The following is a 26,959-nucleotide window of genomic DNA, read 5'->3' as shown; positions in this document are numbered from 1 at the left end:
GTGGAATAAAAGCTAAATATAATAGTCCACTTACGAAAGAGTACGTTTAAAAAAGGCTACCGCTTGCAGATACATTTGCAACGCAAGCGCAGCGTCGTAACGTTCACCTTCATCTCGCATAAAGGCATGCTGAGCATTCACTTCTTGCCAACTAAAATTGATTCCATGTTGTTCAAGGTTTTGATAAATCAATTTTCGCCCCTCACTTGATACATGTGGGTCTTGTTTACCAAATACCACCACAAGCTCACCTGCAATATCAGGTGTGCGCGTTAACGAATCATTATCTTGCTCGCAGGGTAAAGTATTTGAATGAATGTCTGTTGGATACAAACAAAAAGCCCCGCTTATATCTGCATTTAAAGCCGCCCTATATGCAAGATGACCACCAATACACACACCCATAGCACCAATTTTGAATGTACAAAAGGCTTGGCTGCGGGCAAAATCGATTAAAGCCTGAGTATCGGTATCATGCTGCTCTAAGGTTTTTGAAAATTTATCTTCGTTACCTTTATCTTTTCCCGCATCGTCATACTCAAGCACTGTGCCAATAGGGTTTAGCTCATGAAACACTTCCGGCACTAACACCACAAAACCATGGGAAGCTAAAATCGCAGCACTTCGGGCTATTGGTGCTGTTTGTTGAAAAATTTCAGAATAGAATATGATACTAGCAAACTGCCCTTCTGCATCTGGACGATACACATAAGTCCGCATATTGCCTGTTGGAGTGTCAATATCATGAACTTCTTTGGTGATTATCATATTCCCGCTTCCTTCTATTGGGCTAGTAGTTGCTTTTTCTAACAATTTATTTTGTTAACGGCTGATTTAAGAGCGATAGTTCTTGCTGACTGTTTTATTAGTACTGACTAGTTCAGCTTATTATCAGAGTGTTCACCGTTAAATAAATCAGTGACGTTTTTTAACGTGGTCTGCGCAATGGCATTTAACGCTTCATCGGTTAAAAAAGCCTGATGCCCAGTAAAAATAACATTATGACAAGCAGAAAGCCTTCTAAAGACATCATCTTGAATTATTTCATTGGACTTATCTTGGAAGAATAACTCTTTCTCATTTTCATAGACATCTAAGGCTAATGAGCCTAGCTGACCTGTTTTTAATGCTTCCATGGCATCAATTGCATTTAACAAACCACCACGGCTGGTATTTACCACCATAACGCCTGGCTTCATTTGTGAAAAACTTGAAGTTGATAGCAAGTGATGATTGTCGGCAGTCAGCGGGCAATGCAAACTAATGACATCACACTGAGGATATAATTCTTGCAGCTGAATATACTCGACACCTAAAGCTTCAACGGCAGGGTTTGGATAAGGATCGTAAGCGACAACTTTACAGCCAAAACCTAACAGAATTTTTATGGTCGCAATACCTATCTTGCCCGTTCCAATAACCCCTATTGTTTTACCGTGCATGTTAAAGCCAACTAGGCCTGTTAAAGCAAAGTTCGCATCTCTGGTGCGTTGATAGGCTTTATGAATTTTACGATTAAGAGTGAGCATCAATGCAATAGTATGTTCGGCAACCGATTCAGGTGAATATGCTGGTACATTCACCACTGTAATACCCAGTCGTTGAGCCGCATCTAAATCCACATTATTAAAACCTGCACAGCGCATTGCAATAATCTTAGTGCCACCTTTAGCAAGCTCAACAAGTACTTCCTCACACAAAGAATCATTTACAAACGCACACACCACTTCAAACCCTATGGCTAATTTTACCGTTTGCATGCAAAGGCGATAATCAAAGTATTCAATCTCGGCATTAAAATCTTTGTTCATGGCATCAAAATGTTGAATATCGTAGTGCTTGGCACTAAAAAAACCGATTTTCATACTCAAATCCTTTAAGTCTATTTTGTAGTAACGCACGGAATAAATGTTACTTTCTATTGGTACGAATAGCATTTCACTTTATGATTACATCATACCAATAATTAAGTTTTTGCTATAGATCTCTGTTCAATAGAGTGGTTCTTGATAAGCTAAAACTCTATTCACACCATAAATTTGTGTATTCTCATGTCAAATAAACAACAGCAACCCGTTTCCGAAGTTAAGTTTTGGATTCAACGGTTAGGAAAAACCACGCTAAGAGCGCTGCATATTGTAGGCGTCGTTGGCGCAGGTGGTGGAATATTATTAGGGATAGAGCAACACCTTTGGCTCACATATTGGATTCTGGCTATGAGCAGCGGTTTAGCCTTACTTGTGTGGGAAGTCGTTAGGGATTGGCGCTGGTTGATTCAACTCAAAGGTGTGCTGACCGTTTTTAAGGTCTTATTGTTATTCCTACTTATTCCAATGGACAACTGGAAACCTGAAATAATCATATTTATCATACTATTGTCTGTCATTGTTTCCCATGGACCAGCAGGTTTAAGGCATTATTCAGTGATACATAGAAAAGTAATACATGGCAAAAAAGAAATTAAAGGTTAATCTAGAGTTATATTTTGTAACTTTAAGGTTAAAGGATGTTCCCTTATCCAGAACAATATCGACTAGCAACTCCGCCACTAACCACCAGTTTTATGGTTTTTTGGGCTTTAATCAGCCATAGTATTTTTGCTGATGCGAGCCCTTTTGCGCTGTATCCTTTATTGTCGCTGTTTCCATTTGTGATATTGACCCACCTCTATTTAATCTGGAATGCTCAGGGGTTAACGCGTTTAGACCACAGTTTTTACGCCTTAGTGCACATACCATTAGCTTTTGTTGTGTGGACATTTACTATCATGCACGTCAACGGTAATGCCTTTTCTTAAAGAACGAAGACAGGCACTACACTGGTAAATGACAGACTTAATTGCGCTAACATGACTTGCACAAATGCAAAGTGATAGGTATCTTTGCCGCGCATTCAATATTAAGGCTAGACCCTACTCATGGCAGACTTTATCTACACCCCTCCGACAGATCCTTGGCTCGACATTATTCATGAAGATAAAGATATTATTGTCTTGAATAAGCCATCAGGCTTACTGTCGATCCCAGGACGTCAAGCCCAATACCATGACAGTATTTATAGCCGTGTACTTGAACGCTTTCCTAATTCACAAATAGTACACCGCTTAGATATGGCCACATCTGGAGTCATTGTTGTCGCGTTAAGACGCAATGCTGAACGAGAATTAAAACGTCAATTTAGAGATCGCGAAACCGCTAAAACTTACTTTGCAAGAGTCGCAGGTTTTGTCAGCCCGACCATTAAACAAGTTGATTATCCATTAATTTGTGATTGGCCTAATAGACCCAAACAAAAAGTCGATCACCTTGTTGGAAAGCCTTCACTAACCCATGTCGAAATCGTGAGTTATGCCAAAAAATCAACTTTGGTAAAGTTAACTCCCATTACAGGCCGCTCTCATCAACTTCGAGTTCATATGATGGCCATAGGTCATCCAATATTAGGTGATGGATTTTATGCGGATCCCTGGGCAAAAAGCTTATCGAGCAGATTATTGCTACATGCTGCGGAGTTGACGATAAAACATCCTTATCACCAAACTACTTTAACATTTAATGCAGAAGTCCCATTTATTGCGCCATTAGAGAATCAATAAAAAGCATCATTTAAAGCCATCACAGCTTAGTCAAAAGCTAATTATGAGAACTTTTTGATAGCCAATCGTCACATTTATCCGTAAATTAATGCCTAATTATAATTTAATTAGGCACTTTACTATGGAAACTCCATTTCAAAGAGATCAACTCGATAATCAGATTCTTGAAGCATTGATGGAAGAAGCGAGAACCCCATTTGCCGAATTAGCCAAACGTTTTGCAGTCAGCGCTGGCACCATTCATGTGCGTGTAGAAAAAATGAAACAAGCAGGTATTATTACTGGCGCAAGAATAACAGTTGATCCTAGAGCTTTAGGTTATGACGTTTGCTGTTTTATTGGTATTAACTTAAAAAGTGCAGGAGATTATCCTGCTGCCATATCAAAGCTTAATGCCCTTGAGGAAGTCGTCGAGGCATATTATACCACTGGGAATTACAGCGTTTTTGTAAAGGTAATGTGCCAATCTATCGATGGGTTACAGCATGTTCTCATTAATAGAATTCAATCAATTGACGAAATACAGTCCACAGAAACCCTAATCAGCCTACAAAACCCCATTGTTCGCGGCGTAAAGCCATAGTTTTATTTTGCATAAATTATAATCTAACTATGACTACGCATAATTAATTATAGGTAGTCATAAGTATTTATTTTTTACCGAGTATGTAACAACTTTAGTTACCTTTGTTAATTTTTTGTGTTAAAAAGTCATTAAGTGCATCGAAGAATGCACTAAATGCATTAACTCAAAAATAACACCACTGCCGATTTAGCCAATGCCCTACACGGAGCCAAAACGCAGTGAGTGTAATGAATCCAAGGAAGAAGTTGTGAAGACAAAATTATCAATAGCAATATCAGCGGCACTTTTATCAAGTGTAAGCTATGCCAACACCGACATGACAGGCAGTAAATATGAACTAGAAATACTGTCAATTGATCAACATAAAAAACCAGCAGTAAAAATTAATACGATCAATACACCTCAACGATTTATTGTTGAACTCTCTTCACCAGCAATTGCGACATATTCAGGTGGTGTTAACGAACTAGCCGCTACTTCAGCGTCAACTAAAGGGCAAAAGCTGAATATCCAATCTGCTTCAGCTCAATCTTATGCATCTCATCTAGCCAAAGAGCAAAATTCTTTTGTAAATGCTTTAAATAAAGCATCGGCAAATAGCAAAGTAGAACGTCAATTTAAGACACTATTTAATGGTGTCACTGTTGCAGGCCAAGGTCTTACCGTTGAACAGTTAATGGCTATACCAGGTGTTAAAGCTGTTTACCCTGAAACCATGTATGAAATTAGCATGGATGCTTCACATCAGGTGATTAACAGTGAAGCGATGTGGAACACTGTTAACGGTATGAAAAATGCCGGTAAAGGCATTCGAGTTGCTGTCATTGATGGTGGTATTCGTCCAGAAAACCCAATGTTCACAGATGAAGGTTTTGAAGCTCCGACAGGTATGCTGCCTACAGATGATTATTGTTCAACAACTGATGAGTCATTTTGTAACAACAAATTAATCGTTGCACGTTGGTCTCAGCCTACTTTTGAAGTTTGTCCTGATGAATATATGAGCCCACTTGGTTTTGGTGGTCATGGAACACATGTTGCCGGAACCGCTGTTGGTAATTTAGTTAACACACAATTTAATGATATTGATGTGGAATTGTCGGGAGTTGCTCCAGCAGCTTACCTAATGTCCTATAAAGCGCTTTATTCTAAAGCGGATTGTACTGGCGGAAGTGGCTCTAATATCATGTTAATGGAAGCGTTAGAACATGCTGTTAACGATGGAGCTGATGTAATCAATAATTCATGGGGTGGTGGCGCTGGTGGCGATCCAGCAAGCAGCCCTTATAAAACCATGTTTGAAGCAGCTGAAGCTGCTGGTGTAGTAGTAGTATCAGCTGCAGGTAACGACGGCAATGGTGCTAGCACGATTGGTTGCCCTGCATGTATCGAATCAGGCATTGCAGTAGCAAACAGCACTACTGGTCGTTATTTTGCAAACAGCTTTAATGCTGGTGGAGAAGACCTTTTAGCAATCCCCGGTTCTGATACCGTTATTGAAATGGATGTAACAGCTCCAATTGTTGCAGCTATTAATATTAACGAAGCTAACTATGAAGGCTGTGAAGCTTTTCCTGTTGATTCATTTAAGGACAGTATTGCACTTATTTCACGTGGCGCATGTGCATTCAGCGTAAAAGCTGAAAATGCAATGAACGCTGGCGCAGATGCTTTAGTTGTTTACAACAACAACCCTGGTGCACCAATCACTATGTCTATGCCTGGTGTTACCTTTCCATCAATAATGATTTCAAATGATGATGGTAAAGAAGTCATTGAAGCAATGGGTGAAACCGCGACTGAAGGTACCGTTGGTTCAGAAATCAAACGTATTATGGTTGCAAGCCTAGCTGATACGATTAATAGCTCAAGCTCTCGTGGTCCTAACGGCAACCAAAATATGTTGAAGCCTGATCTAGCAGCACCGGGTACGAATATTTTATCAGCCTTCTCTCCAGATGATGGCGGCGAAGATTTCAATATGATTTCTGGTACAAGTATGGCAAGTCCTCATGTTGCAGGTGCTGCAGCTATGATGCGTCAACTTCATCCTGATTGGTCAGCAAATGATATCAAAACAGCATTAACATCTACATCTACAACTGATGGGATAATGGATGATGATGCAACAACGGCAGCGACTCCATTTGCAATGGGTGCTGGTCGTATGGATCTTGATGCAGCAGCAAAAGCTGTGCTGACATTTGATAAGCCATCAATTGCTGCAGACTCATGTGTTGGTCCATGTACCTTCACACGTACTGTCTACAACAAAAGTGATGAAGATACATCCTGGTCATTAGCTGCAAGTTCTGACTCTGCAGGTATTAGTGTATCTCCTTCTATGCTTGATATTCCTGCTGGTGGTTCAGCAACCTTCATGGTTACTGTAGACTCGACTTTCAGTGACTATGGTGAGTGGATATTTGGTAATGTGATGCTTTCTAGTGCTGAAGGAAAGCAAGATGCTCACCTTCCTCTAGCCGTGTTAGCACTTGAATCAAGTAACGAATCATTAATTTCGATTGTGGCTGATGATGCAGATTTAACCACTGCGGATGACATTGAAGTTACTACTGTCATTAATAACACTATGTTTGAAAATACTGTTACTTTCATAACGACAGCACCAGAAGGCACAATGTTGACTTCAGAAGATGATGTAGTTGTAACACTAGCTAATGCCACGCAAAACGGTATGAGTGTGAATGAAGAAACAGGCGTTATCACTTGGGTTGGTAGCTTAGAACAATCACAAATGTCTATTGATGCTTCAGCTGGTACTTATCCAAGTATTTTTGCTGCAGGTTTAGCCTTTGTTCCTGCTTGTGACGAAGGTTGTGATGAAAAATCATTCACATATGAAGGCCTACCTGCATTCCAATATAATGGTTCAACTTACGACACAATTACTATTTCAGATAATGGTATTGTATTAGTGGGTGGCGGTAATACTGGTGGAACTTGGAACAATAAAGAACTCCCTGATAATGCGAACCCGAATAACGTACTAGCTCCTTTTTGGTCTGATTTTGATCTAAGCGATGGCACAGCCGGTGATACGGGCGGTGGGCAACTAGGTCTGAACGTTATTTCATTTGATGCTGATAACACATTCATTGTTGTTGAGTGGAATAATGGTCAACTGTATGCGGATCCTTCTGGTAGTGAGTACTCTTTCAGTGTCTGGATTAAAACTGGCACTACTGAAGATGTATCATTTAATTATCTAGATATTCCAAATATGCCTACTAACGTATCAATTGGTGCTGAGAACGTAGGCGGAACTGTCGGTGTGACTCATTATTACAACGGTGCTGGTACTTCTGTAGCCACTGATGATTACTTACAGATTGTTTCTGCTGCTGCAGGACAAGTCAAAATTGACTATGTTGCAAAAGCAACTGAATTCGATTTAGGTTACATGGACCAGGCAACCACTGTTGAAGAAACTGAAGTTAGCTTTAATGTATTAGAAAATGACACTATGCCAGATCAAAAAGTAGCCCGTTCTAAGGTTACTGGAGATGGTGTAACAGCTGTAGCTCAAAGACTTATCAATATTGCTCCTTCAGGTGATTTAGGAATGGCTGCAGTAGTTGATGAACCAGCTAACGGAACTGTGACCATGACAGAGTCTGGCGATGTAACTTATACACCAAATAAAGATTTCTTTGGTAAAGATACATTCACTTATTCTGCAACTGATGCTGCTGGTACTGTAAGTACTCCTACTGAAGTTGTAGTTGAAGTGACTAACGTCAATGATGCTCCAACAGTTGCTCCTTCAGACAATGAAGTCTTTGTAGGGTATTCAGTAACCGTCAATTCGAATGCAAGTGACGCTGACGGCGATGACTTAACATACGCTTGGACTCAAACTGCAGGACCTGCAGACGCAAGTTTTGATAGCGCAAGTAAGAACATTAGTTTTACACCTAATAAAACTGGAACTTACTCGTTTAGCGTCTTAGTCACTGACAGTAATGAAACGACCGCGACAGGTGAAGTCTCAATTAATGTCATTCCTACTCCAGACGTTAATAGCAGCGGTTCAATGGGATGGTTAGCAACGCTATTGCTTCCACTTGCTGCATTCCGTCGTCGTAAAATGAAGTAAAACACTTACTTTAAATCTCATTACTGATATTTATAGTAATAAGATAACAAAAAGCCCAGCACATGCTGGGCTTTTCATTAAACTGAGATATTTATTTAACTATTGAGTCTATTGATTTTTGATTAAGTAAACGAACCAGTTCTTGTTCATAAGCTGATTCAAGCTCTACGCTAAAACCAACATGCTCATTAACCAGGTTCCCTTGGCGATCAAAAACAAAACTGCTTGGCATGCCTTTTAGTTCAAAAGCCCTTGCTACATCGCTATCAGGATCAAAACGAATAGAAAAATTAGCCGTTAAGTGTGTTAAAAACTCTTCAGCCATCGCCTGCTCAACATCTATATTTATTGCGATAACTACAAGTCCTTGCTGTTTATATTGCTGATGCATCTTCTCCATCCACGGGAATGACTTTCTGCATGGCGCACACCAAGATGCCCAAAAATCGATGTAGACAACCTTGCCTTTAAACTCATTCAAATTGACAACATTGCCACTTAAATCTTTCAGGTCATAATCTAAATTTGGTGCTGCATATGCATTGCACAACAAGCTTAATGATAACCCTATACATTTTAAAAACCTCAATAAACTCATATTTATAGACCTTATTTAAAATCAGCAGTGGGCTAAATAGCAATTGTTCTGAACCAATTTACTATGTAGATAATCGATAAATGTCAAAAACATTTCAGCTATTTATACGCTAGATAGCGGTATGTAGTTTAGTGCTATTTTATCGAAGGTTACAGGTGAGAAACTAGATATGAAAAAGCCTGCTTTCGCAGGCTTTTAATACAACTTTATAGCACTAAATCCACGCTAATGATTTATCAATACCGTCGAGATGAAATAACCTAGAACAGTTGCTGTAAATACCCCTATAAAACCTGGAATAATAAAGCTGTGGTTTAAAACATACTTACCGATATTCGTTGTACCCGAGCGGTCAAAACTGATTGCCGCTAAATCGCTTGGGTAAAACGGGAAGAAGAAGTAAGCATAACAAGCAGGAATAACACCAATCAATACTGGCGCGGGGATCCCTAAAGCAAAACCTAGAGGGAACATGATTGTTAACGCAGCAGCCTGACTCTTTAAGAATATAGATGCTGTAAACATGGCAATGGCAAAAGACCAAGGATATGCACTAACCAAATCACTTAACGAACTGACTAAATAAGCCTTGTGATGCCCTATAATGGTGTCACTTAACCAAGCAATACCAAAGATAATAACCACAGCAGTCATACCTGCGGTAAACACGTTACTGTTAACGATTTTCTGCGGTGAGACTTTAGTTGCAAGCAAAATAACCGCACCAACAGATAGCATCATAAACTGAATCGCCACAGACATTTTAACGCCTTCAGGCAGCAATTCTTTACTAAACATGGCTAAAAATATAACGGATAAAATGCCGGCTAAAAACAACATTAACCCTCTTTTCGCTATCGTATCAGTATGGGCTTGATCGTCTGTTTCAATTTCTGGATCGATAAGGTTATTTTTAAAATCTTCATCTTTCAATCGTTCTTGGAACGCTTCATCTTTATCAAGATCTTTGCCGCGATTTAAACTCCAAGTACAACCCGCTAAAACACCCACAAGCGTTGCAGGAATCGTAACAGCTAAAACATTAATCAAACTAATATCAAGACTGTTATCCATAGCCGTAGCCATTACTACAGCCGCTGCAGCAGCAATTGGGCTTGCTGTAATCCCCATTTGTGATGCGACAGTCGCCATTGCTAAAGGACGTTCTGGGCGAATACCTTTTTTGTAAGCCACATCATAAATAACAGGCAGTAATGGATAAACTGAATGACCGGTTCCCACAAGTACCGTTAAAGAATAAGTACATAATGGACCAAGAAATGTAATTTGGTTTGGATGTTTTCTTAATAACTTTTCGGCATATTTTACTAGCAGTTTAAGACCGCCAGTGGCCTCAAGGGTAGCCGATGCAGCAACTACAGCCAAAATAATCAGCATCACGCTCACTGGTGGTGAACCAGGTGCGATACCAAAGACAAACGCCAGTATCGATACCCCTAAACCGCCTAATAATCCGAACGCAACACCGCCGTGTCGGATCCCTACAAATATAATCGCCAATAACAACAGCATATGAATATAGAACATTAGCTAATCTCCGTAGCAAATTGTGTAATTGTGCAAATCTAGCCCCGCAGGTTGTTCACTTTAATTTTACAGTGAAGTTCACGCTTAACCTCGGTACTAAATAAGCTATTCATCAATCAAAATAAGTAACTCGTTGTATATGTGTCTCGTGGTATATGTGTCTCGTTGTATAAATTAAATAGCTAAAATATTGGTTATGTTTTTATCTAGCCATATAGAAATTTATACATGAAAAGTAGTTAACAAAAATATTCAAAAAACTAAAAAGTGACCAAACGCATACATTCACGCAACTTACTGTCATATTTGTGATCTACCAATAAACATACTTGATGAAATAAATATGTTAACGACGCGGGAAGCTATTCAGATAAGGGTTTTGACGGTTAGTCACCGCTATTTTTATTAAAAGTTATATTAGTAATATTAAACAATAGAATTTAAATAACTCTCCATCTGATTATTCGTCATTAATGCCAAATAATGTAATCAACAATTCCATTCAGTATTGATTCAGCAACCAGCCACTAAGATAGCTCCAACAAAAATACATTTATTAAAACTTATCTATTTGGAGTTAATCATGAAAACTAAAAATCTTATTTTGGCAGGTGTCATCTCAACAGTAATGTCAGTACCAGCGATGGCTTCAGATTGGTTTGTAGGTGGCGCTGCAGGTTATCAACAAGATAACTATAAAATAAGCTCTGGTATTGAAGGCAACAACAATACTAAAGAGAAAGACATGAGCTACCAGTTACGAGCAGGTAGCTACCTTAATGATAACACGCGTTTGTATGGTACTTATGGCTATAACTCTGATGATATCGCCAGACAGCAAACATTCTTACTTTCTTATGATTACTTAGTGGGTTTAGGTGATAGCAATAAACTTAATTGGTTTATTGGTGCAACTGCAGGTATGACTCATAACAGCATTAAAGACAGTAATTTTGATTCTAAAAATACATTCGTTTGGGGCGGTCAAACAGGACTGATGTACAACCTTAATGACAAGTGGTCGACTGAAGTGGGTTACCGTTATTTAAAGCAAGATTATGATGTGAATACTACTAATGGTGCTAATAGCGGCAGTTTCGCTTTAAATGATACCCAGCAAGTCTATTTAGCTATTGATTATAAATTCTAGTTTTTAATTAAATCTAAATATTAAAGGATGCTTCGGCATCCTTTTTTGTTGTTTTAAAAATATAATGAAAAGACGAATGGTAATAATAGCACTCATAAATTCCCACCTGCCAAACTAGCAATTTTAACTAATCACACTTGTTATCGATCCCAATCGAAACAATATAGAAAAATGGTTATTTTGGAAGACTAAGTTAAAGCAGGCAGAGCGAGTAAGGAGAGTCATTGAATGTCAGGCACAAAAAAACCGACTTACGTCGGCTTTATCCTCAAAGAGGAGATGGTACCAGCGGTCGGACTCGAACCGACACGTCTTTCGACAGGGGATTTTGAATCCCCCATGTATACCAATTTCATCACGCTGGCATCACTTTGTAGCTCAATCAAGCTTCGCTCAATTGAGTGACGGAATTATACCTAGGACATTTACAATGGCAAGCCCTTTCATAAGCATTTTAGCTAAATCTAACTCAATAGCTTAATTCTCATTCAAGTCTAGAACTGCTGTACCTATCCGAGCGATATAAATCATCATTAACTGAAAGCGAATACTTTATTGATCGAGATCATAAATGTTAAAAAGTGAAAGAGGTATGTTAAATGTAGTTTCACAATTTGAGGATAACAATTATGGCTTTTTGGTTAGATTTAATGTTTGGTAATGCAATCGGTTTGCTATCAATGATTGTTATTTTCTGCACTATGGGGATTATGTCTTACATGATGTGGATGTTTATTGTGAAATCAGCGCCTCCTAAATAGCGTGTATAAAAAATCATATAGTGTTTTATTTAGGGGGCTATTGCCCCCTTTTATTTTACTCAAACAAACTCTTTTTAAGCTGCATGTTTTCTTGGCTGCACTAAGCCGTTAATAAAATGCGGACGAGCTTTAATAAGATGACTAAGTTCTTCTTTACTCGGCTCACCAGCGGGTAACCTAAGCACATCACGATTTAAATACACTCTGGCATTCATTGAAATTTTATATTCCGCTGTTGGCCCCTGAATGGCGTAATGACGTTCATTACCTACCAGTTCTAGAATATTAGTTGTCACCAAACCTTTTACTGCCAATTCATTTTGCGGCAGCGCCAAAATAGTAGCCCCTTGTAAAAAAAACTCTCTTAATAACGCCCGTTCTGCAGGATCAAGTAATTTTACCTTAGCTTCAATGGTTTCAACTGCGCGTTTATCTTTTAAGGCACCAATTGATTCATCAACAACAAAGGTAAATAACTGACTTAAAAAGAAGGCTGAACCCACAATTAAGCCCAGGCCAATATAATGACCATAATCTGACACTAAAGCCTCTAGCGACAACGTCTGTAGAACATGGTTAGGTGCAACTAACAACACTGCACAAGCAATCACTAACCACAACATGCTACTTACTAATACACGCTTAATATTTACTAGGTTTACAGTCTCTAATTTCATTTTCATCATAATGCAGTCCGAAGTGTCAGATTTTTGAATCTACTCTGAACAAAGCAATTATAATGCCAATAAAGTGATCGAATTTTAAATAGAATAAAATGAGGGGAAGAGCATCAAAAAGGTTTGTTGATGCTCTTAATATACTGATATCCAGATATAAACTTGTAAACTGATTACGGTGTTGATGTAAGGGAGTGAGTGTAAAAGAAAACTATGTGAACTATTTAGCTGCCAATTTAGCAAGTACCCGACTCGCAGCGACAAAACCGAACGTTCCCGTCACCATAGTGACTGCGCCAAAACCTGATGCACAATCCATTCTCATACTGCCATCAGCTGAGTTTTTTGTACTGCATACACTGCCATCATTTTGTGGATAAACTAACTGCTGGGTAGAAAAAACGGCATCTACCGCAAATCTGCGGGCGACATTTTTTGAGAAGTTATATTCTCGGCGCAATATATTTCTTACTTTGGCTAAAAGTGGATCTTGATAAGTCTTGGCTAAGTCAGCTAATTGAATTTGTGTCGGATCAGTTTGACCACCCGCACCGCCCACTGTGACAATTTTAAGTTTGTTTCTTTTACACCATGCGATAAGTGCGGCTTTTTGCTGCACAGCATCAATACAATCAACCACATAATCGATAGCTAATGGGTCTGTTTTCGTCCCTAGATATTCCGCTAAGTTGTCAGCAGTAATAAAGTCTTCAATTTCATTGACCACACACTCAGGATTAATATCGCGAATACGCTGCGCCATGACTTCAACTTTAGACTCGCCAATGGTTGAAGCTATCGCATGAGACTGCCTGTTGGTATTTGTCACACAAATATCGTCTAAATCAATCAAGCTAATCTGACCGATACCACTTCTTGCTAATGACTCAGCAACCCAGGTTCCCACACCACCAATACCAATAATCACCACATGTGCATTTGCAAAATTTTCTAATGCTGCTTGGCCATATAGACGACCTATACCACCAAAACGATTTAAATATGATTCAGACAACATGCAGTGCTCTTATGAAACGATCAGTATGAAGCCGCTATTTTATATGAAAATCACCAAAACCTGAATGACTCAATTCTTAATGCTTGTTACAGGTAACGCTTGTTACCAATCCGTCAAATTAAAACCAATTTTAGCCCTCAGTCGTTAATAACAAACCAAACCTTGTTAAGGCGAAATATACACTATGTAAAACAACATGATACATATCAAGCTAAAGCACTATTAAGTGACATTAATCACTCTTTTATGTGAACTTTTTATGGCAGTATCAGGCACAGAACAGGAATTACCATAAATAATCTCAAAAGCTATTTTAGCTGAAGATTATTTCTATCAATGTTAGCTATAAACAATTGATTAGCTGACAAAATCAAGCCCTTACCAAAGGAAGATTAAGATGATGAAAAAAAACCTGATCACTGCAGCAATTCTATCTTGTACTGCATTGACCTCTTTCACTGCTCTAGCTGATGGCCCTAATTTCTACGGTCGTGCTGATCTTGCATTCACCAACTCTGATACTGGCGTCGCTACACAAAATCAGAAAGATGGCACCATTATTGAAAACAACTTCTCTTGGTTAGGTGTTAAAGGTTCTGAAAAAATCAATGAAGATTTTGAAGTTATTTACCAAATGGAATTCGGTGTAAGTAACTTTGATAATTCGGGCAATACATTCGCAGCACGTAACACTTTCATCGGTTTAAAAACTGTTGCAGGTACTGCGTTAGTGGGTCGTAATGACACTGTATTTAAAGCTTCTGAAGGCGGCGTTGATTTATTTGGTAACACCAACTCAGATATCGATCTTCTTGCTGCAGGCCAAACTCGTTCTGGTGATGGCATCAGCTATTACTCTCCAAAAATCGCTGACATGCTGACATTAAATGCGACATATTTAATGGATGACAACTATGATTCACAAAGTGATTCTATGTATGCAGTCAGTGCAACGATTGGTGACAAAGCACTTAAAGCACAAAACTTCTACGCATCAGCGGCATACCAAGATGGTATTACTGATATCGAAGCATACCGTGGTGTAGTACAAGCTAAATTTGGTAACTTCATTGTGGGTGGTTTATACCAAAACACTGAAAGCTTAAAAACGGAGCTTGCTCACCTTAAAGGCGATAGCTACTTCCTAAACGCTGCATACGTTATGGGTAACCTAAAGCTTAAAGCGATGTATGGTTACGATGACTCAGGTTTAGGTAAAATTGTAGACCGTCGTACCGGTCAACTTGAGGCTGATGAAGGCGCAAATATTCTAGATGCACGTAAAGATGTCACTGATGTTGAAATTCAACAGTTCAGTGTTGGTGCAGATTACCGTCTAAGCTCAAACACCTTAGTATACGGTCACTACACTAAATATGACGGCGACATGAAGCTGAATGGTGTTGTTGAAGATTTAAGTGACAATATCTTCACTGTAGGTGTTCGTTTAGATTTCTAAACCACACTAAAGCCATTAATTACATTAACGGCTGCTTGTTGGATAAATGTTAAAACGGTCATTTTTGGCCGTTTTTTTTACTTTTTATATTCACCCGTAATCAAACCCCATGCAAAACCACATAGAAATCAGCTTCCCACCACGCAAGACTTAACACTTTAGCAACATCTAAACTAGATTCAAAGCCAATGGGAATAGGCGCTATACCATTTTTCTATAAATGGGAACCTCCATTAATAGGTAGTTTGCTACATATCTGTTAACCAATGCTAAAAATCATCGAATACATCACATTTTTGTACCAAGTTATTACCTCATAGCTAAAAGTTTGACCTACTCCACAACTTATCAAGCCTAAACCTGTAAAAATTCCGATCAATTCGTTACGCAGATCTCTCTGCGACTAACAATTCACTAAAACAACCCATTTAAATGGGAATAGAACATCACGTTCTAAAGGGAGTATTTAAGATGAAAAAGACGCTAATCTCTGCATCAGTTGCCTCAGTTATTGCATTAACTTCATTCGGTGCGCTAGCCGAAAGTCCTAGCTTTTATGGTCGTTTAGATTTGGCTGTAACGAATTCAGACACTGGTGTCACTACCCAAGAAGGTAAAGAAGGCACTGTATTTGAAAATAACTTTTCTCACATCGGTGTTAAAGGTTCTGAAGAAATTTCAAAAGACTTTGAAGTTATTTACCAAATGGAATTCCAGGTTGAAAACACTTCATCTAGCTCAGATGTTTTCAAGGCACGTAACACTTTCCTAGGTCTAAAAACGAATGCTGGTACAGTATTGGTTGGTCGTAACGACACTGTATTCAAGCAAGCTGAAGGTGGCGTTGATATCTTTGGTAACACCAATGCCGATATCGATCGTCTAGCAGCAGGTCAAACTCGTAGCGCAGATGGTATCTGGTATTATTCTCCTAAAATTGCTGATTTAGTAACACTAAATGCAACTTACTTGATGGAAGATAATCAAGCGAGTGATGAAAGTCAGTATGCATTAAGTGCGACAATTGGTGACAAGAAATTAAAAGCACAAAACTACTATGTAGCTGGTGCTTACAACACAATTGGTAACATCGACGCTTACCGTGGTGTTGCACAAGTTAAACTAGGTGATTTCAAAGTCGGTGGTTTATTTCAAAACACTGAAAGCCAATTAGATAGCGCATTTGAAGGTAACACTTACTTCTTAAACGTTTCTTACAATCTAAATGGTGTAAACCTTAAAGCTGAATATGGCGTAGACGAATCAGGTTTAGGTAAGTACTTCTCTAAAATTAGTGGAATGACACCTAGTGCAGATCAAGCTTCTACTCTTAGCGATGTTAACGTACAAAGCATTACTATAGGTGCTGATTACCGCATCTCTAAATCAACGTTAGTATATGGCCATTACGCTATGTACGAAGGTGATTACACAATGACTGGCGCTTCAACAACTGACCTAGAAGATGACAACATCTTCACCGTTGGTGTACGCTACGACTTCTAAGACTGTTTAAGTCTAAAAAAAGCGACCTCTTGGTCGCTTTTTTATTGTCTAAAATTTAATGTCAAATAGGATCTTAAATACCATCAATTATGACTTTCGCGTCAACAAATATGCAGCTTCGTTTAACCAGGTGACTTCTTTCTTTATAAAACGTGGATTATCAGCCAGTACATCTGCACACTCCAGCACTTCGACATCAAAGTAAGGTGCAAGGTACTGTTCAATCCATTGTGGGCTTACAGCAAATGGTGGACCATTTAGCTCAGCTTGCGGATAATCTAAGGTTATCAATAAGCCTTTTACATTAGCAGGTATAAGTTGTGCCAACTGTAATGCATATTGCTGACGCATTTCCTCAGGCCAGGCGATCAGTGCAGCGCGATCGTAAAATGCATCAATAGATTGAGTTATATTTTGGGGAAGCGTAAAAATATCACCTTGAATAAGAGTGACTTGTTCAGTAGCAAAGTATTGGTGCTCACCCTTACTTTTACTTTCAACGGGCAAGCAATTTTCTTTAAAGAAATCTTCTACTGCTGTTTGGCTCAATTCACAACCAAGCACATTATGACCTAGCTCAGCTAAATAGCACATGTCTAGAGTCTTACCACACAAGGGCACAAACACTTCAGTTGAACTATTCACCGCCAACTGAGGCCAGTACTTTACTAAAAACGGATTAACCTGCGGTTGATGAAAACCGATTTGTTGTAACTGCCACTTATCATGCCAAAAGCTGGGTTCCATTAAGGTAAACTCTTATCGCTAATTAATGCGCTTAACTCTAATCACAATAATGGCGATATGCAATACCCACTAAAGACAGGTGATAACGATCCTATGCCCTAGTTTTTAAAGCTGAAACCCAACGGGTTAATCAGGTTGACCTTGTAAAACATGTTGCACTTTTTTCAGCCACTTACAATTATCACATTGGCAATTGCGTCGAGATAAGTGATGCGGACTCAAATTAGAGTCAATAAAATCTACAGCGATCAGCAGTTGTTGTTTTAACTCTTCTACTGATTTTTGTTCAATAGCAACCAGTTCATCATTGTGATTCATCCAAATGCATTCTTCACCTTGATGACAAGTGGTACATTGCTCATCACTGGCATTATAAAATACCGCATGGGGACAATGAGTCACTTCCATAGACTGAATAATACGTTGACGCGGGAACGGGAAAAGAGGAATTAAGTCCGCTTTATTAATGGTTGGCATAAGCACTCCTTGATTAAACCGAATACATTGATTCACTTAAATAGTACCTACCTAACGCACAAAAATACTTGATTCAAGTCAAAGTTTACATCGGTGACATTTTCCTATAGGTAGCTTTGCGACATAGGATTCATTAGTGAATACATAGAAAGCGAAAATAACTAATTCCCACTTTAACTCATACTAGTACTTGCCAGAGAAATGTAAATATGAGTTCATGTGGGAAGGAAAATACCAACGCCATCTTAGTTGCGATTGGTATGAAAGGAGCCTTATTTTGCAAACACCTCAATTACAGCATTTTTACATCAATGAAGAGCAGTCTATCTATCTGCTGAAGGCCGAAGATGCCCGCAAGCACCGTGCTTGGATTCGTTTATGTAAACAGCAGTTAAGTAAACTGGGATATCAAGATATCGAGTTTATTGGTAAAGGGGCTTATGGGTTTGTGTTTGCTGGTATTGATGATATTGCTCAATCGCATGTATTCAAGTTTTCGCGTATAACCCTACCTCGCAGTGTCCAAGATAGGCTTGAAGAAGAAGCCTTTATGCTCAGTCAACTGGTGCACCCGAACGTGCCTGGTGCAATAAAATTTGAGCGAGTGGGCAAACAAGGCATCATGGTGATGGAGCGAGCTCAAGGTGAAGACCTTGATAAAATTGGACATCGTTTAGGCGTGTTACCTATATCGATGATTATTAGCATTGCCCGCCAATTAGCGAATTTACTTTATTATCTTCGCACCGGTAAATCATTAGTGCATGGTGATATTAAACCATCTAATTTAGTTTACGATATCGAGAATGATCATTTATCTTTAATCGATTGGGGCTCGGCAGTTTTTGCTCAACGAGATGAAAATGATAAGGCAGTTGATGACAATGTTATGTCACTGATGTCTAGCGATCAGCATCATACAAATGCCCGAATGGGCGACGTTTATTTTATTGGTGAAGATCAGCTAAATGGTGCCCTATCCAGTCCTCGCTTTGATGAGCAAGGCGTGGCAGCAACTTTATATGCGTTAGCTTCAGGACAGATTAGTCGTTTTGGCAGTAAGGTCATTCCAGCCAGCAGTTTAGGATTACCGATTGAGCTTGCCCGCACCTTAGACGGCATGCTCAGTGATGATCCAGAAAGACGCAAGCTAGCCGGTGATTACTTCTTAAAAAGCATGCGTCATAACCACAAAATGCACCTGCCACATATTGAAAACCTATCGTTACATGAAGATATTCCGCTGTGGGTTTTACCGCGTCAAAAACAAGTTGAAACGGTCAGTTATAGTTCAAGAAAATCATTTTTAAAAGAACACAACACCAAAGACCCAATAGCCAAACTCGATGATGTCCAATTAGAGAAATACTATCGAAATTTTCTTGCTGGAATGGGTGATACCGAGAAAGGCTTTATCGCCGCGGTAGGTAAATTAGCTCAATACCCTATTGTCGGAGGCTTAGCGATTCACTGGCGTAAAAGTGGTGTTTATATTGATTCCAATTTAGCCATTTATGACCCAGATACCAAAGCTGTGTTGATAAAAGCGGTTAATAATATGGTGACGTTAGCCCGCGGTATTAAGCGTATTGGGGTATTTAAGGCCTGTTTCTTTAATGCTAAGGACACTTTACATCTGGAGCGTAACAATGCTTCAGAGCCTTACAAAATGGTCAATGATGAACAACTTACTTTTGAAGTTGGCGATGTGCCGACTTCTGAAGGTCGCTCGCGTTTACACTCCTATTTTGAAGACGGTAGGGATCCTGAGGAAAACCTAGAACTGCCAACAGAGATCATGACCGAACTGGGCTGGATCAATCAGATCCACCATACTGGTTGCATTATTTTTGAGGCACTACCCAATCATTTGAAGATTCACAGCTATCTACGCTTACTGAACCCGCGAAAACAAGCCGCCTTTAGAGCTTCACTTGATCGTATTCTATTACATGCCAGTAAGATTCAAGGTCACGGGGTATCAGGTTTTATGAAATTACCTTATAAAAACACCCGTCAATTTTCACATATTGATCAAAAAGCCGATCATTTTTATCCTAAAAATCCTAAGAAAATTTAAGGCAAAATGATCACTAGATGATGCTTTGGCAAAGCTAACGATTATCCTTGCTGTCAACGATGGTAACATCATGATGATGCAGGTATTAAATGCTAAAAAAAAGCCCTGCAAGCCTATTCATATTAGCTTTACAGAGCTTTATTTACTAATTTTTTATCTAGTGACTTTTTATCTAGTTGCTTTGCTATCCAGCACTCTTTTCTATCAAGTAAGAATTAGCAATAACCTTAAATTGGTGAGCCTGGAGGCATAGCCAGTGGCTTTGCAATAAAGCGATAGTCTGCAGACTCAACCCCTTGTGCCAGTCCTTGTAGCAACCAGTCAAAATGTGCAGCTTGATAATTACTGGCTCGGTTACTGCGGCGTTTCAATTGTTTTTCAACATAATTTAATCGCGACAATAGCTGGGCTTTCACTTCAGCTGAGGTATTCTCATTATGGTAACTTGATAGTAGTTCATCTAAAACTACGGTGTTAACACGCATCTGCACAGCCAAGAGCTGGCCACCTTGTAAGTCTTGATAAACCGTTTTGGCCATTAATTTATCGATGACACTCACAACTGATAGCTGCTCAGAATCATCCATAAAGCCCTGGTTAACGCGATTGAGTCGTTCAGGAGCCAATAGTCGGCCAGCAATATGTCGACTCATCACCTCAGCCATACCGATTGGGTCAGTTAGTACACCAATACCAGAATCAAAGCTTTCACGGGTTTTACGATAATTGCCCGCTTTAGGGACTAACATCTCTGTGACTTCTGCTGGAATAGATAAGCTTTGTGCGGATAACACATCCAGTAATGACTCCAGGGCCATATTCTGTAATTTAGGTGATAAATAATGCCAACGTTGGGCAGAACCTTGCTGTTGGTAACTATAATCACTGCCACCAATCCACTTAGCTGCGGCATCAACCTGATAACGGGTTAGCAAGTAAATAGGCACAAACACATCGACAAGCTCACCAAGTGGTTGTCCTTCCAGTAAAGCATTAGCATTAAACTGCTCGATGGCAACTCGACGAACTTGCTCCAATCGCGTCAGCTCTTGTGCCGCTGAGCTACCATTATCCCAAAGGCTGGCGTAGGCATGACTTGCTGCTGTTGAGCGAGAATCTGCTTCACCGATATAACGTAGTCCATCAGTTCTAGCTTGCTTAACTAGCTGTTGTTGATTCGCTTCATCACCGTAACCATAAGCGATAGTAAATTTATCCCAAACGCCAATACCTTCGGTGTACGGTGCTGAAATATCAATTTTTTCACCTTTCAAAGTGATATTAGGATGAGGATAATCCATCACTGAAGCATTATCATTAGTTGAAGCTGCAAAGTTATGATCTAAGCCAATGGTATGACCAATTTCATGGGCGGATAACTGGCGGATTCTTGCTAGCGCCAACGCCATTGATGCTTCTGCTGCCGCTTCTCTGTCTTCCCAGCCTGCTGTTAAACCACGCGCAATAAGATGATCTTGTTTAACCCGTAAACTACCTAAGGTCACATGGCCTTTGATTATTTCGCCTGTGCGTGGGTCTTTGATTGATGCACCATATGACCAACCGCGAGTGGCGCGATGAACCCATTGGATCATGTTGTAGCGAATGTCTTGTGGATCAGCATCTTCTGGCAGCATCTCAACTTTAAAACCGTTGATAAAGCCAGCTTCAGTAAACGCCTCCTCCCACCAACGACCGCCATCGAGTAATGCTGAGCGAATGGGTTCTGGTACACCTGGATCTAGATAATATGTGATAGGTTTAACGACTTCGCTTGGCGCAACTCCAGGCGTCACTTTCTCAAGTCTATGTCGCAAGATATGTTGTTTGCTAACAGGTGAATCTATTGGCGCTGAGTAATCAAAATACTCTTCAGATAAGTAGCCACTCATCGGTTCATAACTGCGAGATTGATAACCTTCCTCAGGTAATGCGACAAATGAATAACGCATACGAACCGATACAAATTTACCATCAGGGGTGACCTGATTAACAAACTTGCCAGCTTTTGCACTGTTAAATGTCAATAACACATCAACATCTGCATTTTTCTCAAACGACTTAACCCCTTCTGGTAAAATAACCGAACGGGATTTATCTAAACTGTAATTACCTTGCTTAGTATCCGCTAAACGTTGAGCAACGCCGTGCAAATCATTAATAACCAAATCCTTGATAGACACTAACGGTGTTTTACCTTCAACGACTTTACCGCGCCACAAAACCGATTCAGCAAACGCTTCTTTTACTGCTAACTGCTCGGCAGCATTGTCACTAGAAGCTCTAAAAAATGTGTTTAATTGCTTTAATAAAATGAATGGGCCTTGGCGTTCAAATTGCACCATTCGCGTTTGCCCAAGCTGACCTCGGTCTAAGCCGATATCATTTGAACCCACGCCATGCGGCAAACTGGTAATGAGTAAAAAAGGCTCGTTAAGACGCTTAGCTTCAAGAAATAGATCACCCGAGTTATTTTGGAAGTATAAGTTGATAAACCCTTGCGCTTTCTCACTCTGTTTTATCACTTTCTGCGCCGGTGTAGTCGCAGCATAAGTCATAACTGGGGTTGCTATCAGTAACGGTGTTATTGTCATTACAGTTGCAAGCGCCATGCTTTTGCGGTTCATTCAACATTCTCCCTTGTTAATTTCTATATCTATTTATTTTGCGTTTTGATGGTTTTTATAATCAATCCAATGCTGCAAAGTATCAAATAATTCATTAAGTACAATTGGCTTAGTAATGTGGGCATTCATGCCTGCTTTTAAGCTTTTTTCTCTATCACCAGACATTGCATGAGCCGTCATCGCAATTATCGGCATCTGCTCGGTGGTATAACGTTTTCGTAGCTCTTTAGCTGCCGTTAAACCATCCATCACTGGCATTTGAATATCCATTAAAACTGCATCAAATGGACGAGTATCAATAACATCTAGTGCTATCTGGCCATTGTCAGCGACCACCACTTCGTAACCTGCACTTTTCAGTAATTCAGTCGCCACTTGTTGGTTAATAAAGTTATCTTCAACTAAGAGCACTAACCCTGAATCTTTGGCGTCTTCAAGATCTTCTTCTACCACAGGCGCGACGTTTAATTTAGGTTCAGCAGCAAAAGCACCAATAATTTCATCAAATAGTGCTGAAGCCTTGAAAGGTTTTTGCAAAATGGCGAACACACGACTGGCATCAAACTCAGCTTCTAGCGGCTCTGCTGTATAAGCAGTCATAAGAATGATAACAGGACGCTTTTTAAGGCGACCATCAGCAACCATTTCATCGATGATATTGATGACTTCACTGCCATCCATTTCTGGCATCATCCAATCGAGCAATAATAAATCGACAGGGTTACGCATTAAAATCTCTAATGCTTGTGCGCCACTTTGAGCCGTTTTAACCCCAAAACTAAAGTCTCGCATCACTGTTGAGTAAATTTGCAATGCACTTGGATTATCATCAACCACCAGCGTGGTTAAGCTATTTAATTGCTCAGGTACAACTAACGGTTCAACGACATTTTCTTCAGCGATTTCAAAACTAATAGTAAAACTAAAAGTACTGCCTTGATTTGGTTCAGAATGAACTTCCATCGTGCCGCCCATCAGCGAAACGAGATGTTTACTAATCGATAGGCCTAAGCCTGTGCCACCATACTTACGGGTGGTTGAACCATCAGCTTGAGAGAAAGCATCGAAGAGTTTAGCTTGCTGCTCTTCACTAATACCAATACCAGTATCTCTAACCCAAAACTTAAGCGTTATGCGGTGATCTCGTTCACCTACATCTTCACAACCCAGCTCAATCTCACCGTTTTGAGTAAACTTAACCGCATTGGACAATAAGTTAACTAATATCTGCCCTAAACGCAGTGGATCGCCATTAAGAATGAGTCCTGCCGTTACTGGTGCATAAAGCAGTAACTCAACACCTTTTTCCTGGGCTTTTTGTGCATTCATATCAATAACATGATCAAGCACTTTATCCAGTGGGAACGACACTCGCTCAAGCTCTAACTTACCCGCTTCAATTTTAGAAAAATCGAGAATGTCATTAATAATGCGCAGTAATGACTGCGCCGAGAAACCCGCTTTATTTAAGTAATCTTGCTGCTGAGGCGTCAACTGAGTTCTTAGCGAAAGTTGAAGCATTCCAATAATCGCATTCATCGGAGTACGGATTTCATGGCTCATATTGGCTAAGAATTCACTCTTATACATATTAGCCAATTCAGCATCTTGTTTCGCTTCAAGCAATGCAACTTCATTACTCTTTTGGCGAGTTATGTCTTTGTGAGTACCCAATATACGTTTGGTGTGACCTTCGGTAGTGAACTCAACTGCTCGACCGCGAGAAAGCACCCAATGGTATTCGCCTGATTTTGAGCGCATGCGGTATTCAATTTCATAAGAGCCTTTTGGATTCAAAGCATAATCAGCACGGTACTCTTCAACACGGATGCGATCGTCAGGATGAATTAGCGCATCAGTTGCTGAAATCAATGCAGGAAACTCATTGGGTTTATAACCTAACATTGAATAAAACGCTGGATTACAAATCAACTGCTCAGAGTCTAAATACCAATCCCATAAACCATCTTCTACCGCATCCATAGCTAAGTGATAACGTTCTTCAGAAAGCCTTAACTGCTCAGCAGATTCATACTCACGAGTAACATCACGCCATACCGAAATAAGCCCTAATAGCTCGCCTCGACGGTTATAGAAAGGTAGCTTAAGCGTATCAAGTAATACGGTTTTCCCGCCAATATCAGCTTTTTCTTGATAACGCAGTAATGAGCGGTCACTCAGTACTTTTTGATCTTCTTCGCGGCTTCGCGCACCTTGGTCATAGGTGGTGTCCAGTGAAAACTGCCCTATCATTTCGCTTTCTTTGCAGCCCAGCATGTATTCGGCTGATTTATTACAGCCAAGATACTTACCTTCTTTATCTTTATAAACAATCGCTTCAGGGATCGAGTCAATCAACGAGCGCAATAACGCAAACTCACGCTCTCGGCGCTCGGTAGTATCACGTAAACGCTGGGTACGCCTAGCCACCAGATTATCGAGGCGTTTATTTTGCTCGGCTAAGTGGCGAGTATATTGTTTATTCTCTTCGAAAATCCGGCTCACTAGCAGGAACCATGGCTCCCAACCTTCAGTGATTTTTTTCGGTGGTGAAATAGGCTCACGAGAACATTCTTCTAAATGGGTTAACAGCCGCGATGCAGGATTTACGAATGAACGACGAGTCTGCCAATGCACGATTGTGACTAACACTGATAAGGCCAGCACCACTAACAGGAAGGTGACTTTTAATTTATCCCAAGCATCTTGGAACAACACATCTTCATCTTGTAAATACAGCAGGCGCCAAGGTGGGTTTTGTAAGGCTACAGAGTGAATGTAATAGCCATTTCTCAATATGCCATCATGGGCATCGAATAACTCAGATTCCGGTAAAGAATGAAGCTCAGATGGGATGCGCTGGCTGATATGATAAACGCGGTTCATATCACTGGCTTCAAAATCACTGTGGGACAATATGTTGTTGTATTGGTCTAATAAAATCACCGTGCCCGGCATTTTAAAATACATCCGCATCTGTTTCGCAAGCGATGCCAATGTCATGTCTAAATTGATTGAACCAATAAAATCATCTTCAAGATAAACCGGTAAACCTAAGGTGGTTAATAAACCCTGATCAGCTAAATCAACATAGGCCTCACGCCAAAAAACACTGCGCTGCGGGTTCATTGCTGGTGTGGCTAGCTGAAATTGCTTCTTGTTAAGCAGTTCTTCTCTGAAGCGATATTCATCATTAGACCATGGAAATGACGACATAATTCGCTGTTTAGAGATGTAATAAATCGAAGAAGCTTTCGGCGCCGCTTCTTTAGCAACGGGAAAGGAAAGCGATAATTCGAACAGCATTTCCAATTCTTGATAAAAAGTATCACTACGGCCATCAAGAGTGCCCATACCGGTAATGCGGCCCATATTGGTAAAGGGCTCACCACTTTTGGCGTAACTGGGTTCCAGAGTAAAAAACTGGCCGTCTTCATTAAACTTTTCATATTGAGGTAAGCGATCTTTACGGACTAACTCACCTAAACGTAAATTATCTACTGCAACGTTACGTAAGCTTTTTACGGCGCGAATACTGGACTCAAGCAACAAATCAATTTGCAGTACATGACGTAAAACCTGCTCTTCACGCTCTTTGATTAAAATGGTTTTCTGTCGTTCAAACAACACCCAAGCAGATAAAAGTGCCATCACAATTACACCTATATAGGTGTAAAAAACAGCTCGGTTATACTTTCTTTGAATAAGCGATTGTAGTTGTAATTCTGGCTCAGTCGATTTCATTGAAAACCCTTTGGTTTCTCTCAATAGCGTAGTTGTTTGGAAAGGTAAATAAGGAGATACGCTAGTACTGTCTATTTATGCATATTATCAGGAAGATATTCGCAATCACACGAATAAATAACCACAAATGATGTCTATTTGACTTTTAAATCAATTCCATTAAAAACATAGCAAAAAACCACGGTTTATTCATGGCAATAATGCTTAAATATGCTGTTTATTCAAATTAGTGGTTAAATAAGCTTACTCGCAATTAAAAGGCTGCC

General features: G+C 39.8%; 20 protein-coding genes and 1 tRNA gene. 10 read left to right on the top strand and 11 right to left on the bottom strand.

Annotation, left to right across the window (positions count from 1 at the left end; translation table 11 throughout):
* Nucleotides 1-30 precede the first annotated feature (30 nt).
* Nucleotides 31-768 (bottom strand): dienelactone hydrolase family protein, encoded by a 738-nt coding sequence (locus tag FPK91_RS17105; protein WP_144212701.1) that lies wholly within the window; start codon nucleotides 766-768, stop codon nucleotides 31-33.
* Between the two features lie 107 nt (nucleotides 769-875).
* Nucleotides 876-1,865: a 2-hydroxyacid dehydrogenase gene (locus FPK91_RS17100; protein WP_144212698.1), complete on the bottom strand. Its 990-nt coding sequence runs from the start codon at nucleotides 1,863-1,865 to the stop codon at nucleotides 876-878.
* A 186-nt stretch (nucleotides 1,866-2,051) separates the two neighbouring features.
* Between FPK91_RS17100 and FPK91_RS17095 the strand changes: the two genes are divergently transcribed.
* From FPK91_RS17095 to FPK91_RS17075, 5 genes are all read left to right on the top strand, one after another.
* Nucleotides 2,052-2,471, top strand: coding sequence for a hypothetical protein (locus tag FPK91_RS17095; RefSeq protein WP_144212696.1), 420 nt, complete (start codon nucleotides 2,052-2,054; stop codon nucleotides 2,469-2,471).
* Between the two features lie 35 nt (nucleotides 2,472-2,506).
* Entirely contained in the window at nucleotides 2,507-2,797 is a 291-nt protein-coding gene (locus FPK91_RS17090; RefSeq protein ID WP_144212694.1) for a hypothetical protein, read from the top strand.
* A gap of 120 nt (nucleotides 2,798-2,917) precedes the next feature.
* Nucleotides 2,918-3,595: a bifunctional tRNA pseudouridine(32) synthase/23S rRNA pseudouridine(746) synthase RluA gene (gene rluA, locus FPK91_RS17085; RefSeq protein ID WP_144212692.1), complete on the top strand. Its 678-nt coding sequence runs from the start codon at nucleotides 2,918-2,920 to the stop codon at nucleotides 3,593-3,595.
* 121 nt (nucleotides 3,596-3,716) lie between these two features.
* Nucleotides 3,717-4,178, top strand: coding sequence for a transcriptional regulator AsnC (asnC, locus tag FPK91_RS17080; RefSeq protein WP_144212690.1), 462 nt, complete (start codon nucleotides 3,717-3,719; stop codon nucleotides 4,176-4,178).
* Nucleotides 4,179-4,428: 250 nt separating this feature from the next.
* The gene (locus tag FPK91_RS17075) at nucleotides 4,429-8,301 is read left to right on the top strand and encodes a S8 family serine peptidase (protein WP_144212688.1); all 3,873 of its coding nucleotides are present in this window, start codon (nucleotides 4,429-4,431) and stop codon (nucleotides 8,299-8,301) included.
* Nucleotides 8,302-8,392: 91 nt separating this feature from the next.
* Here the strand turns inward: FPK91_RS17075 and FPK91_RS17070 are convergent, their stop codons facing one another.
* Both FPK91_RS17070 and FPK91_RS17065 read right to left on the bottom strand, forming a co-directional pair.
* Complete coding sequence (locus tag FPK91_RS17070; RefSeq protein ID WP_144212686.1) at nucleotides 8,393-8,899, bottom strand: TlpA disulfide reductase family protein; 507 nt, start codon at nucleotides 8,897-8,899, stop codon at nucleotides 8,393-8,395.
* Between the two features lie 225 nt (nucleotides 8,900-9,124).
* Nucleotides 9,125-10,447 (bottom strand): anaerobic C4-dicarboxylate transporter, encoded by a 1,323-nt coding sequence (locus FPK91_RS17065; protein WP_144212684.1) that lies wholly within the window; start codon nucleotides 10,445-10,447, stop codon nucleotides 9,125-9,127.
* A gap of 583 nt (nucleotides 10,448-11,030) precedes the next feature.
* On the opposite strand from FPK91_RS17065, the gene FPK91_RS17060 reads away from it, so the two are divergent.
* On the top strand, nucleotides 11,031-11,597 hold the full coding sequence (locus tag FPK91_RS17060; RefSeq protein ID WP_144212682.1) for an outer membrane beta-barrel protein: 567 nt from the start codon (nucleotides 11,031-11,033) through the stop codon (nucleotides 11,595-11,597).
* A 280-nt stretch (nucleotides 11,598-11,877) separates the two neighbouring features.
* Here FPK91_RS17060 and FPK91_RS17055 read toward each other — a convergent pair.
* Nucleotides 11,878-11,962 (bottom strand) — tRNA-Leu (locus tag FPK91_RS17055).
* 264 nt (nucleotides 11,963-12,226) lie between these two features.
* On the opposite strand from FPK91_RS17055, the gene FPK91_RS17050 reads away from it, so the two are divergent.
* Nucleotides 12,227-12,358 carry a DUF3149 domain-containing protein gene (locus FPK91_RS17050; RefSeq protein ID WP_144212680.1) on the top strand — a complete coding sequence of 44 codons (132 nt, stop codon included), beginning with the start codon at nucleotides 12,227-12,229 and terminating at the stop codon, nucleotides 12,356-12,358.
* Between the two features lie 74 nt (nucleotides 12,359-12,432).
* Here the strand turns inward: FPK91_RS17050 and FPK91_RS17045 are convergent, their stop codons facing one another.
* Together FPK91_RS17045 and tcdA are read right to left on the bottom strand one after the other, a co-directional pair.
* The gene (locus tag FPK91_RS17045; RefSeq protein WP_144212678.1) at nucleotides 12,433-13,044 is read right to left on the bottom strand and encodes a superinfection exclusion B family protein; all 612 of its coding nucleotides are present in this window, start codon (nucleotides 13,042-13,044) and stop codon (nucleotides 12,433-12,435) included.
* Between the two features lie 211 nt (nucleotides 13,045-13,255).
* On the bottom strand, nucleotides 13,256-14,050 hold the full coding sequence (tcdA, locus tag FPK91_RS17040; protein ID WP_144214521.1) for a tRNA cyclic N6-threonylcarbamoyladenosine(37) synthase TcdA: 795 nt from the start codon (nucleotides 14,048-14,050) through the stop codon (nucleotides 13,256-13,258).
* Between the two features lie 403 nt (nucleotides 14,051-14,453).
* Here tcdA and FPK91_RS17035 point away from each other — a divergent pair, with 403 nt between their 5' ends.
* Together FPK91_RS17035 and FPK91_RS17030 are read left to right on the top strand one after the other, a co-directional pair.
* The gene (locus tag FPK91_RS17035) at nucleotides 14,454-15,512 is read left to right on the top strand and encodes a porin (RefSeq protein ID WP_144214519.1); all 1,059 of its coding nucleotides are present in this window, start codon (nucleotides 14,454-14,456) and stop codon (nucleotides 15,510-15,512) included.
* Nucleotides 15,513-15,983: 471 nt separating this feature from the next.
* Nucleotides 15,984-17,018: a porin gene (locus FPK91_RS17030; RefSeq protein ID WP_144212676.1), complete on the top strand. Its 1,035-nt coding sequence runs from the start codon at nucleotides 15,984-15,986 to the stop codon at nucleotides 17,016-17,018.
* 87 nt (nucleotides 17,019-17,105) lie between these two features.
* Here FPK91_RS17030 and FPK91_RS17025 read toward each other — a convergent pair whose 3' ends face one another.
* Both FPK91_RS17025 and FPK91_RS17020 read right to left on the bottom strand, forming a co-directional pair.
* Nucleotides 17,106-17,765, bottom strand: a complete 660-nt coding sequence (locus FPK91_RS17025; protein WP_144212674.1) for a thiopurine S-methyltransferase — start codon at nucleotides 17,763-17,765, stop codon at nucleotides 17,106-17,108.
* A gap of 126 nt (nucleotides 17,766-17,891) precedes the next feature.
* Complete coding sequence (locus FPK91_RS17020; protein WP_144212672.1) at nucleotides 17,892-18,242, bottom strand: hypothetical protein; 351 nt, start codon at nucleotides 18,240-18,242, stop codon at nucleotides 17,892-17,894.
* Nucleotides 18,243-18,519: 277 nt separating this feature from the next.
* On the opposite strand from FPK91_RS17020, the gene FPK91_RS17015 reads away from it, so the two are divergent.
* Nucleotides 18,520-20,322 (top strand): protein kinase domain-containing protein, encoded by a 1,803-nt coding sequence (locus FPK91_RS17015; protein WP_144212670.1) that lies wholly within the window; start codon nucleotides 18,520-18,522, stop codon nucleotides 20,320-20,322.
* Between the two features lie 227 nt (nucleotides 20,323-20,549).
* On the opposite strand, the gene FPK91_RS17010 is transcribed toward FPK91_RS17015, so the two are convergent.
* Nucleotides 20,550-22,949, bottom strand: coding sequence for a zinc-dependent metalloprotease (locus FPK91_RS17010; RefSeq protein ID WP_144212668.1), 2,400 nt, complete (start codon nucleotides 22,947-22,949; stop codon nucleotides 20,550-20,552).
* Between the two features lie 33 nt (nucleotides 22,950-22,982).
* Nucleotides 22,983-26,693 carry a response regulator gene (locus FPK91_RS17005; protein ID WP_144212666.1) on the bottom strand — a complete coding sequence of 1,237 codons (3,711 nt, stop codon included), beginning with the start codon at nucleotides 26,691-26,693 and terminating at the stop codon, nucleotides 22,983-22,985.
* Nucleotides 26,694-26,959 lie beyond the last annotated feature (266 nt).

Source organism: Shewanella donghaensis, from assembly GCF_007567505.1.
GTDB lineage: Bacteria > Pseudomonadota > Gammaproteobacteria > Enterobacterales > Shewanellaceae > Shewanella > Shewanella donghaensis.
Note: the sequence above shows the minus strand (reverse complement) of the source record. Positions and strands in the feature narration are given on the sequence as shown.

Excerpts from the sequence above, each read along its gene's own strand:
- FPK91_RS17065 (WP_144212684.1), bottom strand. The coding sequence starts at position 10,447 with ATGTTCTATATTCATATGCTGTTGTTATTGGCGATTATATTTGTAGGG.
- FPK91_RS17100 (WP_144212698.1), bottom strand. The coding sequence starts at position 1,865 with ATGAAAATCGGTTTTTTTAGTGCCAAGCACTACGATATTCAACATTTT.
- asnC (WP_144212690.1), top strand. The coding sequence starts at position 3,717 with ATGGAAACTCCATTTCAAAGAGATCAACTCGATAATCAGATTCTTGAA.
- FPK91_RS17045 (WP_144212678.1), bottom strand. The coding sequence starts at position 13,044 with ATGATGAAAATGAAATTAGAGACTGTAAACCTAGTAAATATTAAGCGT.
- FPK91_RS17090 (WP_144212694.1), top strand. The coding sequence starts at position 2,507 with ATGTTCCCTTATCCAGAACAATATCGACTAGCAACTCCGCCACTAACC.
- FPK91_RS17070 (WP_144212686.1), bottom strand. The coding sequence starts at position 8,899 with ATGAGTTTATTGAGGTTTTTAAAATGTATAGGGTTATCATTAAGCTTG.
- FPK91_RS17060 (WP_144212682.1), top strand. The coding sequence starts at position 11,031 with ATGAAAACTAAAAATCTTATTTTGGCAGGTGTCATCTCAACAGTAATG.
- FPK91_RS17025 (WP_144212674.1), bottom strand. The coding sequence starts at position 17,765 with ATGGAACCCAGCTTTTGGCATGATAAGTGGCAGTTACAACAAATCGGT.
- FPK91_RS17105 (WP_144212701.1), bottom strand. The coding sequence starts at position 768 with ATGATAATCACCAAAGAAGTTCATGATATTGACACTCCAACAGGCAAT.
- FPK91_RS17005 (WP_144212666.1), bottom strand. The coding sequence starts at position 26,693 with ATGAAATCGACTGAGCCAGAATTACAACTACAATCGCTTATTCAAAGA.
- FPK91_RS17030 (WP_144212676.1), top strand. The coding sequence starts at position 15,984 with ATGAAAAAGACGCTAATCTCTGCATCAGTTGCCTCAGTTATTGCATTA.
- FPK91_RS17010 (WP_144212668.1), bottom strand. The coding sequence starts at position 22,949 with ATGAACCGCAAAAGCATGGCGCTTGCAACTGTAATGACAATAACACCG.
- FPK91_RS17035 (WP_144214519.1), top strand. The coding sequence starts at position 14,454 with ATGAAAAAAAACCTGATCACTGCAGCAATTCTATCTTGTACTGCATTG.
- FPK91_RS17050 (WP_144212680.1), top strand. The coding sequence starts at position 12,227 with ATGGCTTTTTGGTTAGATTTAATGTTTGGTAATGCAATCGGTTTGCTA.
- rluA (WP_144212692.1), top strand. The coding sequence starts at position 2,918 with ATGGCAGACTTTATCTACACCCCTCCGACAGATCCTTGGCTCGACATT.
- FPK91_RS17095 (WP_144212696.1), top strand. The coding sequence starts at position 2,052 with ATGTCAAATAAACAACAGCAACCCGTTTCCGAAGTTAAGTTTTGGATT.
- FPK91_RS17020 (WP_144212672.1), bottom strand. The coding sequence starts at position 18,242 with ATGCCAACCATTAATAAAGCGGACTTAATTCCTCTTTTCCCGTTCCCG.